Here is a 17,413-nt window from a genome sequence, read left to right as displayed (position 1 = left end):
AATATGGCTATTTTCGATTTTGATGAAAAAACATCTCTTATTGGTACTGTCAGGGATGTTGATACACGAAAGGTTTCAATTCACGTAAAGTCAGATGAAGACTTGAGAAAGGCAAAAGTTGGTCAATTAGTTTGTCTTGAGGTGTTTTCAGGAGTTGAAACTTGGCTGGTAGCTATTGTGGAAAAAGTAACAAAGTCGGTATCTGTTGCTACCGCAGATTTGATAGAAGGCGAAGAAGAGTTAGAGTTGGAAGGTGCTATAGAGGATGTCATCAATACAGTAAAGGTATCCTTGGTAGGTTCTGTTAGGTGGAATGCACTTGAAGATACAGCAGTTTTTAGTCGTTCTTTGATGCAAGTTCCTGATATTGATGCAAAGGCCTTTGTATTGGTGGGTAATGAGTTAGAAGCATTCATGAATATTCTGGTATCGGCATCTGATACAGATCATAGCCTCGATCTAGGCACCTATGTAATCGATGAAAATGCACAAGCATATTTAGATGGAAACAAGTTTTTCCAGCGACATGCCGCTTTGGTTGGTAGTACTGGTTCAGGCAAATCTTGGACTGTAGCATCGATTTTAGAACGTGCTGCAAAGTTACCATCTTCTAACCTTATCGTTTTTGATTTGCATGGTGAATATAAGAGTCTTACCTATGCAAATCAACTTCGGATACCAGGTCCTGAAGAGCTGGGGACTAGCAATGATGAGCTTCTTTATCTGCCATATTGGCTATTGAATACAGAAGAAATGCAGTCATTGTTTATCGATAGCACCAGTTTCAGTGCTCAAAATCAGGTTTCCAAGTTTCAGGAGGCAGTAGTTGATGCAAAAACTTCCATACTTAAAAAACTGGACAAACAAGATGTGTTAGATGCCTTTACTTTGGATAGTCCGATCCCATACGAGATTAAGAGTGTTGTTAGTGACCTCAAGTATCTGAATGAAGAAATGGTACCTGGCTCTAGAGGAGAGAAAAAAGGTCCTTTCAATGGTACGTTCGACCGGTTGCTTGCGAGGATTCAGGGAAAACTAGATGACCGAAGATATGGTTTTCTGTTTCAGGTTCCCGCAGCAGAAAGTGACTATGACGCTCTAGGAAGACTGGTTTCCAAGCTGCTGAACTTTGAGAAAGAGAAAGAGCAAATCAAAGTGATTGATTTCTCCGAAGTGCCCTCTGATATCTTGCCTGTAATGGTTGGCTTAGTTGGGAGACTGATTTATCAAATTCAGTTTTGGACAAATCACGAGGATCGACACCCAATCGCAATGGTATGCGATGAGGCACACCTATATTTGCCGAAAAAAGATGGTAAGAACCCAGTTGAGAAGCGGGCTATTGAGTCTTTTGAAAAAATTGCCAAGGAAGGGCGTAAATATGGCGTTGCGTTGTTCATAGTGAGTCAGAGACCGTCAGATGTTAGTACTACGATTTTGAGTCAGTGCAACAACGTCATATCTTTGCGCCTCACTAACGCAGAAGACCAGTCAACGGTCAAGAAATTGTTGCCGGATAGCTTGGATAGTCTACTGGACATCCTGCCTATTATGGATGTTGGCGAAGCATTAGTTGTTGGTGATTCTGTTTTACTACCAAGCCGAATCAAAATTACTCCACCAGTAGAGAAGCCTCTTAGCGAGACAGTTAAGTTCTGGGAAAGCTGGTCGAAGCCAAATGCAAACTTGAATTTTGCCACTATTGTCGAAAATTTACGCAAGCAAAGTAGATCTCAAGTCGGTACAACAGAATAACCCCAGGAAATATGAGTAAATATAAGAAGTTAATGGTATGGAACTAAGAAGTCACCAGAATGAGGCTGTTAATAATATTGTAGATAGCTACTTGAGGAAGGAAAAGAGAGCTCTTGTTTCTATGCCTATAGGCACGGGTAAAAGTGCTGTGATATTATCAGCAATAGAAATGATATTTGATACCAACCCAGCAAAACAATTTATTATTTTAGTAAATACTAGAGACCTAAAGCATCAGTTTGAGCATCTAATAGAAATACATTGGTCTAACTTAGGAAGTCAAATTCATGTAGAGACATGTCAATATTTTCTAAGAGAAAGTAGTAAAATAAACTGTGACAACTTGGTTGTTTTTGCGGATAGCATTCATTTTAATTACTTTATCAAAATCCATGGTTTTTTTGAAAGCTTAAACGATGAAAGTTCATTTTTTTGTTACTTTACCCATACTCCATCACAACTATATAGAGCTTCACAGTTTGCACCAATCGTATATAGATATACCTTCGAGCAAGCAATAGGTGATAAAAACTTAGTTCCAATAAGAGTTCACAGAGAATTTATCCCAGATGATGAAAATCGATTGAAATTTGCAGTGGGAAAGGTTCTATCTGAAGTCTCAAATAAAAGTAATAGAAAGGTAGTTTTCTCTTGCCAAAACATTGAGGACGCAATATTAGCTCACAAAGAACTCAAAGAAATTGCCAGTGAAGACTCAATAGTTTTACTAACATCTAAAACAAGAGATGTGCAACTTTTATTAAATGATTTCAATTCAAATAAAAATATTAAATACTGCGTAGGCGTTAATCTTGTTTTGGAAATCGTTAATAACCCTGATGTCACGGATATCGTTTTATTGAGGAGGTTATCAGATTCTAGACTAGTTCAAGCGATATCAAGAGTTAATCGTTTAAATGAAAATAAGGATTCGGGGTTTGTATGGGATTTTGCTAGAAATGATATAGACAAAGTACTCAGCAACTATGGTTTTATTGAATCTAAGTATATTGATAGAGATGATGTTTCATGGGTTGATGCATATAAGGAAGTTAGAAAACTATTAAGTGAATTTTATAATCAAGAAGAAGACGAATCTAGCTCAATATTATTCGAACTCTGTTACAATGATAAAATATTTAGAGATGCTAATAGTTGGATAGCGAAAACTACTGGTCCAAAAGTTTTAGACCCTTTGAGAGTATATTCAAGCATATCTGACTCAAGGATAGAAAAAGAGTTAAGAATAACTAGAATAAATAGTTACTGTAAATTGCTATCCCAGTTTTTAGGGGGACTTCATGAACCGGTATTTTATCCAAATATTAATTTTTCTGGAAGTCCAAGCTTAAATCATGAACTGCTAATTGTTGAACGTTCCAAACAAGAAGTTAGTTATCTTTGGGAAATATTTCATGATGCAATATATTTCCCTGAACGAGGTATAAATAGATCAAGTCTAGTCGCATTTAAAAACTGGGGTGCAAGTGACTTACGAAATCTGTCTATATTTTTGTTTCTAGTTCAACCAGACTATTTTTTACCACTTGATAAACAGACTCTTTCACTTCTAAAGCAGTATGGAAAAATTAAAAAAGAACCTAGCTTAGTTAGGGAATACAATCAGTTGTTAACAGGAGGTAATACGACAGCTTATAGAACAATATATTTTCTTTCTAGGAACAAAAATAATCCTTCAGATCTATCTGCATTGGAAAAGAGCGATTACGATAGCTATATTGGTGGTCTATCCTTGAACTTACTATCTGAACATAAATGTAGGATCTTAGCCGTTACTCCGAAGAAGAATTGCAACACTAGGTTTTTAAGATCTTTAACAGAAGATAAATGTTATAAGTTCTATCAAGACTTTGATCTTAAAGGAGATGAGATTCACTATATATCAGATCGTGAACATGGATTGTTTGATTTAAGTGACCTGAAACTATGTATATCGTCAATAGTAGGTAAAAATGGTACAGGTAAAAGCACAATAATTGAACTTCTTATGGCTGCATTTAACAATGTGACGAGTAAAACGAATGATTATAGCAAAGTTGTTGGCTTACATAAGCTTGATTGGATCGAAGATATCAACTTAGACTTTTGGTTTGAAACAGATTCAATTTATAGAGTCTCTATGGAAGGAGAATCAATAGAAATACTGAAATATAAGCATGATGGCGACGATATATATGTTTTTGATGTGGCAATAAATACAAGTGAATTTGATTACGGTAGTTTCTTCTATACATTAAATGTTAACTATTCACTTCATGCGTTAAATAGTCGTCATCAAGGAGAGTGGATAGAGAGACTGTTCCATAAAAATGATGGCTATCAAACACCTATTGTATTGGAACCCTATAGAGTCGAAGGAAATATTGATGTCAATGTACAAGAAGCGTTGGCAAAGCAAAGGCTACTGTCAAATATCCTCATGGTAGAATCCTCTGATAGCGTTGATGAATATAGTTTGAGGAACTTGAAAGACGGTGTGAATGCAAGTTACTTATCTCTTCATATTAATACTGAAAAGAATTCCAATAACTCTCAAGATGAACAATCAATTCTCTTGCATGATATTGAATCAGAGAAGTTACTATCTCTAGTTTTTGATAGATTTTCAGTTAATATAGCTGATAACGATGATTTTTATTTGAGAAACATCAAGGTGTTCGATACTGCATGTAAATACATTATTAACAAGCTATATCAAATCTCTAGTAAATACGCTACTTATAATGAGTATTTTGATCAAAAACGTAATAAGTTCGTTTATGCTAACCGCTTTATTTCAAGGTTGTATAATGACCATAGCCATATTACATATAAGATAAGACAGGCAATAAATTATATTAAGTATGATATATACAGAGGAAGTTGCCGGGGGGAAATTGCTCTAGATGAAACATCTCAAAAGATTCATAACATCACTAAACATGATAGCGATGAAAAACTAGAGTATTTATTGCCCCCCTCATTTTTTAAGGTTGGAATTTATTTAGAGAATAAAGTTGAATTTTCAGAATTAAGCTCTGGTGAAAAGCAGAAAATCTATGTTATTAGCTCAATTTTATATCATTTAAGAAACTTAGATTCAGTTAGTGCTAGTGGGAACAAAGATCTTATTAAATTTAACTATGTTAATATATTTTTGGATGAGGTTGAATTGTGTTTTCATCCTGAGTTACAAAGGACATTCATATATGATCTTAGGAAAGCTATAAATAAGTTGAATCTCAACTATATATATGGAGTTAACTTTTGCTTTGTTACCCACTCTCCCTTTCTTTTGTCTGACATTCCTTCTGGGAATATAATGTTTTTAGATAACAATAAAGATAAGTCTACATCCCCAAATAAGCTATCTTCTATTCATCAGAATACCTTCGCTGCTAATGTTCATGACTTACTAATTGATGGCTTTTTTATGGATAGTTCTATTGGTAAATTCGCTGAAGAAACAATAAGGGAAATTGTTAAATTTCACAGTAAAGTTATTAGAAATGATGATATAAACAGTCTAAAGGAAGAATATTTATCTTTATCTGAACGTTTTGAGTATACACATGAAATAATAAGTGATAGCTATATAAAAGGTGTCGTATATAATCATTTGTCTGAAATTAAGGATAAGTTGAACTTGCTACAAGATAAAGATAGTATCGAGTTAGAGATTGCACAGTTAGAGAGAAAACTAGAGAACCTGAAGGGAATATATAATGCTTCCAATTGATTATCCCGAAGACATTGCAAAGTTTAAAAGTGACTATCTTAAAAATTTTGATATTGATACAATGCAATCTGAGTACGATAATATATGCCGTCCCGCTCATTTCGGCGCCTTGCAAGGGTTAAAGGTTAAGGATATTTTAATATCAGACTTTGAAGGTTTAATGGATTTTGCTTCTAAATATGAAAGTATAACTCTGGGCGAGGATGATAAGGAGAAAATTAAAGCGATATTTAATTACGATGAAGGTGGTGGGAAACAGAGAAAAATAGCCGACTTTTTTGTCCAAAATAGGCATGCATTGAAATTGTCAACATGTTATTTTTGCAATATAGACCATATTAATGCTTTTACTGATTCTTCAGACTATTTGGACTTTAATGATTTCATTTTTCATGCATCAAAAAGTGAGCTGATGAATATAAAGCGAGTTGGAGAGTCGTTAGCCGATGCAATATTAAGAAAGAGAGAATTTCTTGATAAAGGAAAGCAATTAACAGATAAGGACTTGTTGAATATTGATGGGGTTGGTGCTGTTACACTTAACAATATAAAGTCGATGGCTTTCAATAGAACTGCAAATCACTTTACAATAGATCATGTGATTAATAAGGCTGATTATCCTATTGTCGCTCTGTCATTATTTAATTTTGTGCCTTGTTGTTATTCTTGCAATTCTAAGTTCAAAAGAGATACAGCATTGATAGATGTCAATGACAAAAAACAATCTATCTTGAGTCCATCTTCCAAATATTATTCTTTCCACAACGATAATTCTTTCAGAATGTTCTACAAAGAAAATAAGTCTAATTTATCTGATGTTAAACTAGAGTCTGACTTTGCGGTAAGACTGATTTCCAATAAACATCACAATATTTATTCGAAATATATAGAAGCATTTAAGTTAAATGCTAGGTATAAAGCACATAAAAGTGACGTTCTCGACTTGGTAAAAAAGGGTCAACGCTACAGCAAAACGAAAACCAAACAAATTGCTAAGTTACTAGACTGTGAAGAGAAAGATGTGCGTAAAGATATCTTTGGTCGTCTGTTAGAATCAAAAGATATCGTTAAGTATCCGAAGTCTAAGTTAATAGCTGATATAGCAAGGAACATAGATATTACCGATGAGTTTTGACGATATGGTTCGTGTAACACATTGAAGGCTACGAGTGTCCTCTTGTTGGATCATAATCAGATTTGAATAGAAACTGTAAAAGTCACGAAGCTGAAACTCAGGTTATCGTTACTTTTAATGTGATGGTAGTTCACTGAGAAAAAACCGATAATCTCATTTCCATCCCAAGCGGTATAAGTGTCTAACGAGTCAATCTCACTGACATATTCAATCAGAGAATCTTCTCGGCCAAACCATTTTGGTAAAGTCCTAAGAACACTCTCGCACTTCTTACCTACGCCCTTTTGAGCCATTTTTAGCAACGGCTTTGTTTTAACATCCATGTTTCAGCATTGTTCCTTTAGAGGTTTGTTGTCATCAACTAAACACGTTCAACCAAGCCGAATTTTTTGAAAAAATCGGATAGGTCGAGTGTTGCTAGGTCTTTAAATTCACCAGCGTCGTAGAAACGGCCTTTACACGTAGGACAGCTTTCAAACCAGATATGAGGCTGTTTTGGCTCGACCAATCGAAGCAGTTGATTGTTTGGGCATACGGGGCAATCGATACGATCAATCGCATTGAAGGCTTTTCCGATTTCTTCATCACCTGAATCAATCACATCAGCTAACGGCTTCATCGCTTCCACTTCGTAAGCATCGATCCATAAGCCTTTACATTCAGTGCAGCGTTCAACATCGCCTAGCGGAGTTTGCAGTTGTTCAAAGTCAGAATTGCATTTTGGGCATTGCATTTTGTTTTTCCTTTTTATTTTCTAAAGAGAAGCGAGCCTAGTACTCCCAGCTCTCTTTGACGACAAATCAAAATACGACATCTCTCGTGCCATACGTTTTGAATCTTCTAATGATATCTAGATCGTTTTCTTAGCAACGACGAGTCCATGATTGCTTGAGCCTAATAAGCTACTTTGTCGGCATGTATTTAAGTGGTATTCCAACCATGTTTGATATTGCGAAGGCGTAAAGCTATTAATGCCTTCCGAGATATAGCGACTAAACCCATCAGTAGCGGCATGGTCGAGAATGTTGAAAGCATGTGAGCGCAACAAATGCTCAATTTCTTCAGGAGAGGCAAAGTAGCCAACTTTGAAAAAACGATCTGCCTCAGAGGCTGTGACTGTGCCATTTGTATGAAGCTCAGATAAGGTCGATGGAGTTACGAGGTGAGGAAATTTTTGAGCGAATAGTCCTGCGACGAAGAATCTAGAAATATACGCTACCGCTAAGATTCCATTTGGCTTTAGGATGCGCTTTGCTTCACTGATTGCTTGATCGCGTTCATTCTTGGTTTTCAAGTGATACAGAGGACCAAGTATTACGCAAAGGTCTTGTGAGTCGGATTCAATGAACGGGACGTGACAAGCACTGCCTAGATGGATATCTATGGGTAAGTCCTTTCTTTCCGCATTCTTTTTCAAGATCTCTACTTGGTCTGGAACCAGTTCTACCGAGGTCACGTTACAACCCATCTTTGCAAAGCTAAGAGAATAGCGACCTGTTGCTGCTCCAAACTCACATACATTGGCACCTGACTTTAAATAGGGAGCGAGTAGGTGCATTGTGGGTAACTATTCACCCATGAGCTATTGACGACGGTTTACGCTAAAAATACTGGCGCCTGATAATCAACTTTCAACATGTGATGTTCGACGATTTCACGCAGCCATTTATAAGCAGAGACCTGCTGAAGTTTGGCTGTTTCTATCAGCGAGAACATTCGTTCGCGGAACTGGTCGCCTCGATATGAGCGAGTCACGTAACAACACTTCCTCATCAGTATGTAATTACGGAGAACTCGCTCCGCTGCGTTGTTTGTTAACGGGCACTCGGAGTCGTCCATAAACCGCCAGACCATAGCATCATCAGCGATGAGATTTCGACATCTACCTCGATATCGTTTTGAGCATTGATAACTACCCAATTTGAGCCAATGAAGCCAGCTCTTTCGTAACCGCCTGAGTCGGCGGTAATATTGGCTTTCGGTAATTTCTTCTTCGATATATCGGTGATGACACCTGAATACGCTATGAGCGATTAAAGCGAGTTTGTCTCCGATTTTTTGGTTTTCAGGACAAACGCTTTCCTCGATAGCGATGACGTTCCTTAATATGTGAGCCCAGCATAATTGGCGCTTAGATTCGTCGATATATTTGTAGGCAGAATATTGGTCAGTCACTAAAAGGTGTGAAACCGCTTCACCAAGTAGTCGTTTGGCAGCATGTTGGTTTCTTCCGCTGTTAATTTGGAAAAAGGCTACGTTATTGCTGAGTGCGGCCCACATCCAGCGTTTATCATTATTGCGCTGATGTGAAGTCTCATCAGCCATAATCAGTTTAGATGCTTTTACTGTGTCATGGATTTGAGTATGAGTATCAGCTAAGTATTCAGTGACTCGTCCTTGCGCCGCAGATATTGCACCTGTTGAGAAGTTAAGCTGGAAGACGTCTTTCAGCATAGATTGTATTTTACCTATGCTTTGGTGGTGCTGCGTCGCTTGGATTGCGATAAAGCTATGTAGATTTGGCCCCATTTGAACATCGGGCACAGACTCTGGAAGCTCCGCTTGATGCTTATCACCACACCATGAGCACTCGCCTTTAAAAATTTGATGTTCAACAAGCGTGTATGAGATATCTGGCAAGTCAAAGATTTGGTGTCGTTTATAAGGTTTTCTATTTGGAATAACACACCCACCGCAGTGGCATATCTTATTCGGTAAATATTGCTCAACCGAGGCGCTCTCTTCAATAGGATGAAGCAGTCGGCGATTGCCTTTATGACCTGGTTGAGCTCCTTGCTTTTTTCCAGATTTCTTCCGATTCGGCGAAGTATTTTTAGCTTTATTATGCAGGGGTTGTTGAGATGATGGCACAGAAGAGTTGCGACTATTTTGGTTTAGCCTATCTTCAAGCTCAGCCAACTTATTCCATAAAAAGTGGATGATATCTTTCGCCTCTTCAGGCGAATCGAAATCTGGCGGTGGAGGTAATGTTTTCTTATTCATACCTCCAGATTGCCACCACAAAAAGATCACTCAAGTTGAATGTGGGATCAAGTTAACTCAGTCACATAAATTTGCTGTCAATAGCTCCTGGGTGAATAGTTACCATTGTGGTATCAAACTCTATCTTCGTAATGTTCTGACGAGTAAGTCGAGAGTCTTCATCTGCTCCAGTATATTGAGCAATCAGTTCATCCATTAATATTAAGTCCTTAACCAGTTATCACTTGCTTTCTAATTCGATCGAGAGCAGTTCCACTTTGCCGAATGTCACGCTTTTGAATAATTCAATTTGCTCAGAAACGCATTGCTTATTTCAATGTGTTAAAAGGTATTTAAAAGTTATTTGAATTAAAAGAGATAGCGCGTCGAAGTGAGACGAGTAACCGCACAATTCTATAAATCTAAAAAATATAGAAAAGGCAAAAGATAGCTCAGGTTGGAAGAGTGGAGTGGAAGGAAAGCCAGCCGCTGTTTTTATTAAGAAGGATCAGGGAGGAGCAAATGAAGCTTGCTCAATTGAATATTGCGTTGTCAAAGTATCCGCTGGATGCTCCGGAGATAAAAGATTTCGTCGATAATCTCGACTTGGTAAATGGCATAGCGGAGCAGAGTGAAGGCTTTGTTTGGCGACTCAAAGACGAATCCGGTGATGCCACCAATATTAAGCTATTCGATGACCCAAATATGATCGTCAATATGTCGGTGTGGGAAAATGTGGATGCGCTGAAGAACTTTATGTTCCGAACCCATCATCGTGATTTTATGCGTCGCAAAGGGGAGTGGTTTCATCGCTTGGCAGAAGATACCTACGTATTGTGGTGGGTTCAAGACAATCATCAGCCCACGCCGGAGGAAGCTTTAGAAAGGTTAAAACATCTGCGTGAAAACGGAGACACACCATACGCGTTTACCTTTAAAACCAACTTTACTGCTAAGGATTTGGGTGAGTAAGCCATGAACCAAGATGGTAAAAAGCAACTGAGCGGTCATCGGCGTAAATCAGCTTCGAGTTTTTGGAAAGTCGTAGGTTTCGCCTTTCTGCCTATTGTCATCGGCTATCAAGTCTTATGGAGTCGATACTTTGCCAACGCCCCTCAAGAATTTTGGACAAATGGGATGTATCACAACGCATTGCTTGTTAAGTTAAGCAGCGAGTTGCTTATGTATTTGTTTATGCTGTGGTATTTAATGTTCAAGACGTCTTCTAAACATACGATCAGCAAGCCCGTTGTGAATAGTATTTTCCTTATTATCATTCTTTATACCAGTTACGGATTATTAATAGAGTTATATTCAATATAACTTTTAGTTTTTAAATAATTTGTTTTCTTATATCTATCCAAATTGGAAAGGTCATATTTCCTTGTCTGTTTTTTATTATCTCTACTACTATGAAAATGAAGTTTGAGTAGAAACGTTCTCAAATTATTAGAAGTAAAATATTTTAGAAAAAGATTAAGAGAGAGGGTATTTATGAAAAGACTGATAATCCTAAGTCTCGCAATTTGTTTTGGCAACGCAGCTGTCGCGGGTGAAGGCACATACACTGGTACGATTGATATGACGATGCCAGAAGGCAATCAAGTACAGTATGAGCGTGTTCAACCAGAAATGACGCTCAAAGGTCGAAATGACTCACGTGCTGGTGGCTCAGTGACCCGAAGTGAAGTTGATGAATCTCAGCCAATTGAATTGAGAGGCCGTAGTTAACCCTTTGTCGTATATTCAATAAAGGTGGTTGTTTATATATCACCACCTTTACTCTTCTTAATTAAATAATGTTCTTGTGCTCTATAGAAAGTGAATACGCTTCTTTTTATTTAAATACTCATTAATTCACTCAACCAAGAACTATTATAGAAATAATATTATGAAGATAAATAAATCTACACTAACGCTTGCGATGGTGGCCGCCACATCATCAGTTGCAGCCCATGCGGCCTCTAAACCTAACATGCTGGTTATTTTTGGGGACGATGTCGGTTACGGCAATATTTCTGCATATAACCAAGGCATGTTGGGTTACGAGACGCCAAATATTGACCGTATTGCTCAAGAGGGTGCTTTATTTACCACTTACTATGCACAACAATCTTGTACCGCAGGACGCAGTACATTTATTACAGGTCAGATGCCAGCTCGTACTGGTTTGACGAAAGTAGGTCTACCTGGTGCCGCGCAAGGCATGCAAATGCAAGATATCACCATGGCAACAGCGCTAAAAGACATGGGCTATGCCACGGGGCAATTTGGTAAAAACCACTTAGGCGACAAAGACGACATGTTGCCAACCAATCATGGTTTTGATGAGTTTATGGGGAACCTGTACCACCTAAATGCGGAGGAAGAACCAGAGAACCCAGACTACCCGAAAGATCCCGAGTTTCGTAAGAACTTTGGCCCGCGTGGTGTGATTCACTCTTATGCGGATGGCAAGATCGAAGATACAGGGCCGCTCACACGCAAACGCATGGAAACGGTCGATGAAGAGACCCTTGATGCCGCGATGAACTTCATGGAGCGTCAGGTCAAAGCCGATAAACCATTCTTCTTATGGTATAACGCAACGCGCATGCACATCAGCACTCATGTGAAAGCAGAGCACCGCACAACAGGGCTTGGCGAATACGCAGACGGTATGGTTGAGCACGACAACATGGTTGGGGATTTGCTTGATAAGCTCGATGACTTGAAGATTGCGGATAACACCATTGTGATTTACACCACGGATAATGGCCCAATGAATGCGACGTGGCCAGATGCGGCATTTAGCCCATTCCGTGGCGAGAAGAACACCGGCTGGGAAGGGGGCTTCCGAGTACCAGCAATGATTCGTTGGCCTGGTCATATACAGCCAAACACCAAGCTGAACGACATGTTCGCGAGTGAAGACTGGTTCCCAACGCTACTATCCATTGCAGGTAATGACACCATCAAGCAAGACTTGCTAAAAGGATATAAGTCTTCGTCGGCAGACCAGACTTACAAAAACCACCTTGATGGCTACAACCAAGTTGATTTCATTACGGGTAAAACAGACAAATCAGCGCGTGATGAGTTCTTCTATTGGTCTGATGATGGTGAGCTGCTTGCTATGCGTGATAAACGATTCAAGATGCACTTCAAGATCCAAGAACACGAAGGCTGGGATGTTTGGACCAAAGAGCTGACTAACTTGCGTTTACCAATGATCTTCGATCTTCAAGTCGACCCACTTGAGAAAGGCGATCAAGGCTTTGGCTACAAGAAATGGCAGTTTGAGCATGTGTTCTTGTTGGTTCCTGCTCAACAGAAAGTCGCAGAGATGTTGAAATCATTTAAAGAGTTCCCTCCACGACAAGAGATCCCAAGCTTCTCAGTCGACAAAGTCATGGAGCAAATGACCAACCTTCGTAAGTTGGAAGAAGCGAAAAGCTAGCAATCACCCCTACTAAAGCAAAGCCAGAGCATGACTCTGGCTTTTTTGGTTCCAAACTTAACGTTTTATAAATGTCACTTGCTCTATTTATTGAAAAATGACATGTTACGAGCTTCATTGATAAGCAACCTTTTGATTAAAGGTGTGAGAAGTTCACGATAGGGAAATGAGATGGACATCGTTGTAGGAATGATCATGACTGCAATTATCGTAGTCGGTTGGGCCTTACCCTTTATGTTAATTACCACCTCTCGACAAACGGGAAGACCTGAAAAAGTCTTATGGGTTTGTGCGTTGTTGTTTTTGTCGTGGTTCTGCTGGGTTATTTATTTGCTTGTTGCACCACTCAAACCGATTCACGAAGAGGATTGGGAGGGGAAATGAGCTATCTCTTATCATTCATGCGTTTCCTTAACCCTAATTACACCAAAACACACCTCTACTTGGTAACGTTAATCTTACTCTCCATTGTTGGTTTGATTGTCTATCAAGTTAACTCAGGACCAACCGAGGAAGAAGTTAAGTACTATAAAGGAACGGTCACGCGCGCATCAGGTGGTGTGGTGGTTTTTGATGTCCCGCCTGAAGGGTTTATTGTCTCGTCTGGCAGCTATTACGATCTGGAAATCCACCCGAATGGATTGATTGTGGAAGCTTTTACTGACTCTGGCACTGCAAACGGACTGCTCAATCAAGAGGTGAAGTTTGGTGTGATCTTCGCAACAGGCAGACATGTTGCTGCGCCCTATAAATTGGTTTATCTAGAGCAAAATCGACAGGTAATCCTTTCTCTGGAAGAGGGCTTGGATAGCCGTTTTAGTTGGCTCCATCTGTGCTTGACTATATTTGCGCTACTCGCATTGATGTTACGCGTTAGTCGCATGACATTTCATTAGTTCTCGTTTGAACCCAACTCACATTTATCTGCTTAATCCTCTCAAATGATGGTTTCTTGCTCATATGCAACATCATTGGCTTCATCAATGAAATGGCGGATCAGATTTACGTCTTTGAGAACGTGAATCATGTTTAGATTTCGCTGTTTCATTCATCTTGCAGTGGATTCCAGCCATTATCCCACTTTGAACTTGTTCTCCGAATACGCGGTTTATTTACCGATAGTTACCAGTAACATGTTACCGGTAACTTGGTTGTTGTGTTCGATTTCGTTGATTCTCATTTGAAGGTTCGCAGCAAGAAAACAACCTCCCTACAGGTTGATGAATAATAATTGGAGTGAGAAAGATGGCGAAAGATTACGGCATCATTGCTCGTTCAGTACTAGAGAAGCTGGGCGGTGCAGAAAACGTAGTGGCACTAACACACTGCATGACGCGATTGCGTTTTGTATTAAGCGATGAAAATAAGATAGATGCAGAAGCACTGAAGGGCATCAAAGGTGTGATGGGTGTGGTTCACAATGGTGATAAATGTCAGGTCATCATTGGTAATAACGTCTCTTATGCGTACAAAGAAGTGATGGCCTTGTGTAACCTTTCTTCATCAGAATCGAGTGAACCAGAGAAAAAGGTCAAGCTTACTCCAAAAGTGATTGGCGCTAAGATCCTTGATGCGTTGGTCGGCACCATGTCGCCACTGATTCCGGCGATCATCGGCGGCTCAATGGTGAAGCTGCTGGCTATGGTTCTTAAGATGACAGGCTTGCTTGATGATGATTCTTCAACACTGATCATTCTCAATGCGATTGGCGACGGTGCGTTCTTCTTCCTACCTGTTATGGTTGCCGCGTCTGCTTCAATTAAATTCAAAACCAACATGTCACTCTCCATTGCGATTGCGGGCGTGTTGATTCATCCGAACTTCATGGAGTTGATGGCGCAAGCGGCTGATGGCAAGCACGTTGACTTCTTCAGCATTCCAATCACTTCGGTGAAATACACATACACCGTTATTCCTGTGTTGGTGATGACTTGGGCGCTGTCTTACATCGAACGTTGGGTTGATAGCATCACACCTGCAGTAACGAAGAACTTCCTAAAACCGATGCTGATCGTATTGATTGCAGCACCGCTAGCCATTGTTTTGATTGGTCCACTAGGTATTTGGATTGGTACTGCGCTTTCTGCATTGGTTTACACCATTCACAGCACACTAGGTTGGTTGTCGGTTGCGATCATGGGCGCACTTTGGCCACTATTGGTTCTGACCGGTATGCACCGCGTATTTACACCGACCATCATTCAAACCATTGCTGAAACTGGCCGTGAAGGCATGGTCATGCCATCGGAAATTGGTGCCAACATCGGCATGGGTGGCGCTTGTCTTGCGGTTGCATGGAAAACTAAAAACCGCGAACTAAAACAAACCGCGAGTGCGGCGGGGGCGTCTGCAATTTTTGCGGGTATCTCAGAGCCTGCACTTTACGGCGTGCTTGTTCGTCTGAAACGACCACTCATCGCGACTATGATCACTGGTTTCATCGTGGGTGCACTTGCTGGCATGGCGGGACTGGCGAGCCACTCAATGGCAGCGCCGAGCTTGTTCACTAGTGTGCAGTTCTTTGATGTGAACGACCCGATGAGCATCGCATGGGTATTTGGTCTGATTGCTCTGTCGATTGTGCTTTCTTTCGCTCTGACTTTAATCCTTGGGTTTGAGGATATTCCAAACGATGAAGACGAAGAAGGCGAAGCTATCGCGAATAAAGACGTCGCAAATAAAGAAAAAGCCGATGAACAAGAAACGGTGTTAGAGCCTGCAAAGCCAGCTTCCGCATAATCAAGACTTGAATAATTGATAGAGCCGCCTTTGCTGGTGGCTCTATGTTAAGAGGTAAATAAGATGTCTAAATCTGTGTTCCCAGAAAACTTCCTATGGGGTGGGGCTATCGCAGCAAACCAATCTGAGGGTGGTTACCGAGAAGGTGGCAAAGGGCTCACGACCGTGGATATGATCCCTTATGGTGAGAACCGAATGCCAATCAAACTCGGCCTTGTCGATTCAGTGGAATTGAGTGAAGAAGAGTTCTACCCAAGCCATCAAGCCATCGACTTTTATCACCGTTATAAAGAAGATATCGCGCTTCTAGCCGAGATGGGTTTTAAGACCTTTCGCATGTCGATCGCATGGAGTCGAATCTTCCCGAAAGGCGATGAACTAGAGCCAAACCAAGCAGGCATTGATTTCTACCGCAGCGTATTTGAAGAGTGCCACAAGTACGGTATTGAGCCGCTTGTCACGCTGTGCCATTTCGATGTGCCAATGCATCTAGTGAACGAGTATGGCTCTTGGCGAAACCGAAAGATGATTGGCTTTTTTGAACGCTATGCAAGAACCTGTTTTGAAGCCTTTGATGGGCTGGTGAAATACTGGCTGACGTTCAATGAAATCAACATCCTTCTGCATAGCCCATTCTCTGGCGCGGGTTTGTTGTTCCAAGAAGGTGAAAACCGCGATCAAGTGAAATACCAAGCCGCGCATCATGAGCTTGTTGCAAGCGCGCTGGTGACTAAGATTGCTCATGAGATCAATCCAGAAAACCAAGTTGGTTGTATGCTGGCTGGAGGTAACTTTTACCCATACAGCTGTAAGCCAGAAGATGTGTTCACCGCAATGCAAAAAGATCGTGAGAACTTATTCTTTATTGACGTTCAGTCTCGTGGCTATTACCCATCTTACGCGCAGAAAGTGTTTGATGAAAAAGACGTGAAGCTGGATATCCTTGAAGAAGATTACGAGACGCTGAAACACACGGTCGATTTCATCTCATTCAGTTACTACGCCTCACGTTGTGCATCGGCAGAGATGAATGCCAATAACACCAGTGAAGCCAACGTTGTGAAGTCGATTAGGAACCCACATTTACCCGCTAGTGATTGGGGTTGGGTGATTGACCCGCTTGGTCTGCGCATCACCATGAATACGCTTTATGATCGCTACCAAAAGCCACTGTTCTTAGTAGAAAATGGTCTGGGTGCGAAAGATGTTCCGGCTGAAAATGGCGAAGTACAAGATGATTACCGCATTGACTACCTGCGCCAACACGTAGAAGCCATGGCCGATGCGATTACCGATGGCGTTCCGCTGATGGGCTTTACTCCTTGGGGTTGTATCGACTTGGTCGCGGCATCGACAGGTGAGATGAGTAAGCGCTATGGCTTTATCTATGTGGACAGAGATAATCTAGGCAACGGCACACTAAACCGCACACCGAAGAAGTCTTTCCACTGGTATAAGCGTGTCATCGCATCCAACGGTACAGAGCTTTAATCAAACAGAAATACGCCCTTATCTTGAATGCCTTTCCAAAGAGGGATGGCTAAGTTGTGAGGGCGTTTTTTGACAAATCTACTCGATAAGGTGAGCAATACCCTTTACCATAACGGCAAATTCATTAGCTCGT

General features: G+C 40.3%; 13 protein-coding genes and 2 pseudogenes. 11 read left to right on the top strand and 4 right to left on the bottom strand.

Annotated features, from left to right (window positions below; genetic code table 11):
* Positions 1 to 3 precede the first annotated feature (3 nt).
* Genes KJB05_RS12145 through KJB05_RS12135 form a run of 3 tightly spaced genes read left to right on the top strand, consistent with a single transcriptional unit; the run spans position 4 to position 6,629 of the window.
* On the top strand, positions 4 to 1,755 hold the full coding sequence (locus KJB05_RS12145; protein ID WP_208443956.1) for an ATP-binding protein: 1,752 nt from the start codon (positions 4 to 6) through the stop codon (positions 1,753 to 1,755).
* Between the two features lie 37 nt (positions 1,756 to 1,792).
* Positions 1,793 to 5,494, top strand: coding sequence for a DEAD/DEAH box helicase family protein (locus tag KJB05_RS12140; RefSeq protein WP_208443957.1), 3,702 nt, complete (start codon positions 1,793 to 1,795; stop codon positions 5,492 to 5,494).
* Positions 5,481 to 6,629, top strand: a complete 1,149-nt coding sequence (locus tag KJB05_RS12135; RefSeq protein ID WP_208443958.1) for a hypothetical protein — start codon at positions 5,481 to 5,483, stop codon at positions 6,627 to 6,629. Before KJB05_RS12140 ends, KJB05_RS12135 begins: the two co-directional genes overlap by 14 nt.
* Before the next feature lie 361 nt (positions 6,630 to 6,990).
* Here the strand turns inward: KJB05_RS12135 and KJB05_RS12130 are convergent, their stop codons facing one another.
* The 4 genes and pseudogenes from KJB05_RS12130 to KJB05_RS28690 form a co-directional block, all read right to left on the bottom strand.
* Positions 6,991 to 7,362, bottom strand: a complete 372-nt coding sequence (locus KJB05_RS12130) for a zf-TFIIB domain-containing protein (RefSeq protein ID WP_208443959.1) — start codon at positions 7,360 to 7,362, stop codon at positions 6,991 to 6,993.
* A 117-nt stretch (positions 7,363 to 7,479) separates the two neighbouring features.
* A pseudogene (locus KJB05_RS12125) lies at positions 7,480 to 8,190 on the bottom strand (class I SAM-dependent methyltransferase); the annotation flags it as partial.
* A 35-nt stretch (positions 8,191 to 8,225) separates the two neighbouring features.
* On the bottom strand, positions 8,226 to 9,632 hold the full coding sequence (locus tag KJB05_RS12120) for an IS66 family transposase (protein WP_208446529.1): 1,407 nt from the start codon (positions 9,630 to 9,632) through the stop codon (positions 8,226 to 8,228).
* Positions 9,633 to 9,735: 103 nt separating this feature from the next.
* Positions 9,736 to 9,828: pseudogene (locus KJB05_RS28690) on the bottom strand (SAM-dependent methyltransferase); the annotation flags it as partial.
* 305 nt (positions 9,829 to 10,133) lie between these two features.
* Here KJB05_RS28690 and KJB05_RS12115 point away from each other — a divergent pair.
* The 8 genes from KJB05_RS12115 (at position 10,134) to KJB05_RS12080 (ending at position 17,280) form a co-directional block, all read left to right on the top strand.
* Positions 10,134 to 10,583 (top strand): DUF3291 domain-containing protein, encoded by a 450-nt coding sequence (locus KJB05_RS12115; protein ID WP_208444204.1) that lies wholly within the window; start codon positions 10,134 to 10,136, stop codon positions 10,581 to 10,583.
* Between the two features lie 3 nt (positions 10,584 to 10,586).
* Positions 10,587 to 10,934 (top strand): hypothetical protein, encoded by a 348-nt coding sequence (locus KJB05_RS12110; protein WP_208444200.1) that lies wholly within the window; start codon positions 10,587 to 10,589, stop codon positions 10,932 to 10,934.
* 171 nt (positions 10,935 to 11,105) lie between these two features.
* A complete protein-coding gene (locus KJB05_RS12105; RefSeq protein ID WP_020195642.1) occupies positions 11,106 to 11,342 on the top strand; it encodes a hypothetical protein in 237 nt (78 codons plus the stop codon).
* Positions 11,343 to 11,502: 160 nt separating this feature from the next.
* The gene (locus KJB05_RS12100) at positions 11,503 to 13,050 is read left to right on the top strand and encodes an arylsulfatase (RefSeq protein ID WP_009707066.1); all 1,548 of its coding nucleotides are present in this window, start codon (positions 11,503 to 11,505) and stop codon (positions 13,048 to 13,050) included.
* Between the two features lie 171 nt (positions 13,051 to 13,221).
* Positions 13,222 to 13,434 (top strand): hypothetical protein, encoded by a 213-nt coding sequence (locus KJB05_RS12095; RefSeq protein WP_050567678.1) that lies wholly within the window; start codon positions 13,222 to 13,224, stop codon positions 13,432 to 13,434.
* Positions 13,431 to 13,946, top strand: coding sequence for a hypothetical protein (locus tag KJB05_RS12090; protein ID WP_208444199.1), 516 nt, complete (start codon positions 13,431 to 13,433; stop codon positions 13,944 to 13,946). Before KJB05_RS12095 ends, KJB05_RS12090 begins: the two co-directional genes overlap by 4 nt.
* 349 nt (positions 13,947 to 14,295) lie before the next feature.
* Positions 14,296 to 15,789, top strand: coding sequence for a PTS cellobiose/arbutin/salicin transporter subunit IIBC (gene ascF / locus KJB05_RS12085; RefSeq protein ID WP_208444198.1), 1,494 nt, complete (start codon positions 14,296 to 14,298; stop codon positions 15,787 to 15,789).
* A 63-nt stretch (positions 15,790 to 15,852) separates the two neighbouring features.
* Positions 15,853 to 17,280, top strand: coding sequence for a 6-phospho-beta-glucosidase (locus tag KJB05_RS12080; protein WP_208444197.1), 1,428 nt, complete (start codon positions 15,853 to 15,855; stop codon positions 17,278 to 17,280).
* The last annotated feature ends 133 nt before the right edge of the window (positions 17,281 to 17,413 follow it).

This window comes from Vibrio sp. B1ASS3 (assembly GCF_905175355.1).
Classification (GTDB): Bacteria; Pseudomonadota; Gammaproteobacteria; order Enterobacterales; family Vibrionaceae; genus Vibrio; species Vibrio owensii.
This window is presented reverse-complemented; position numbering and strand designations above follow the sequence as displayed.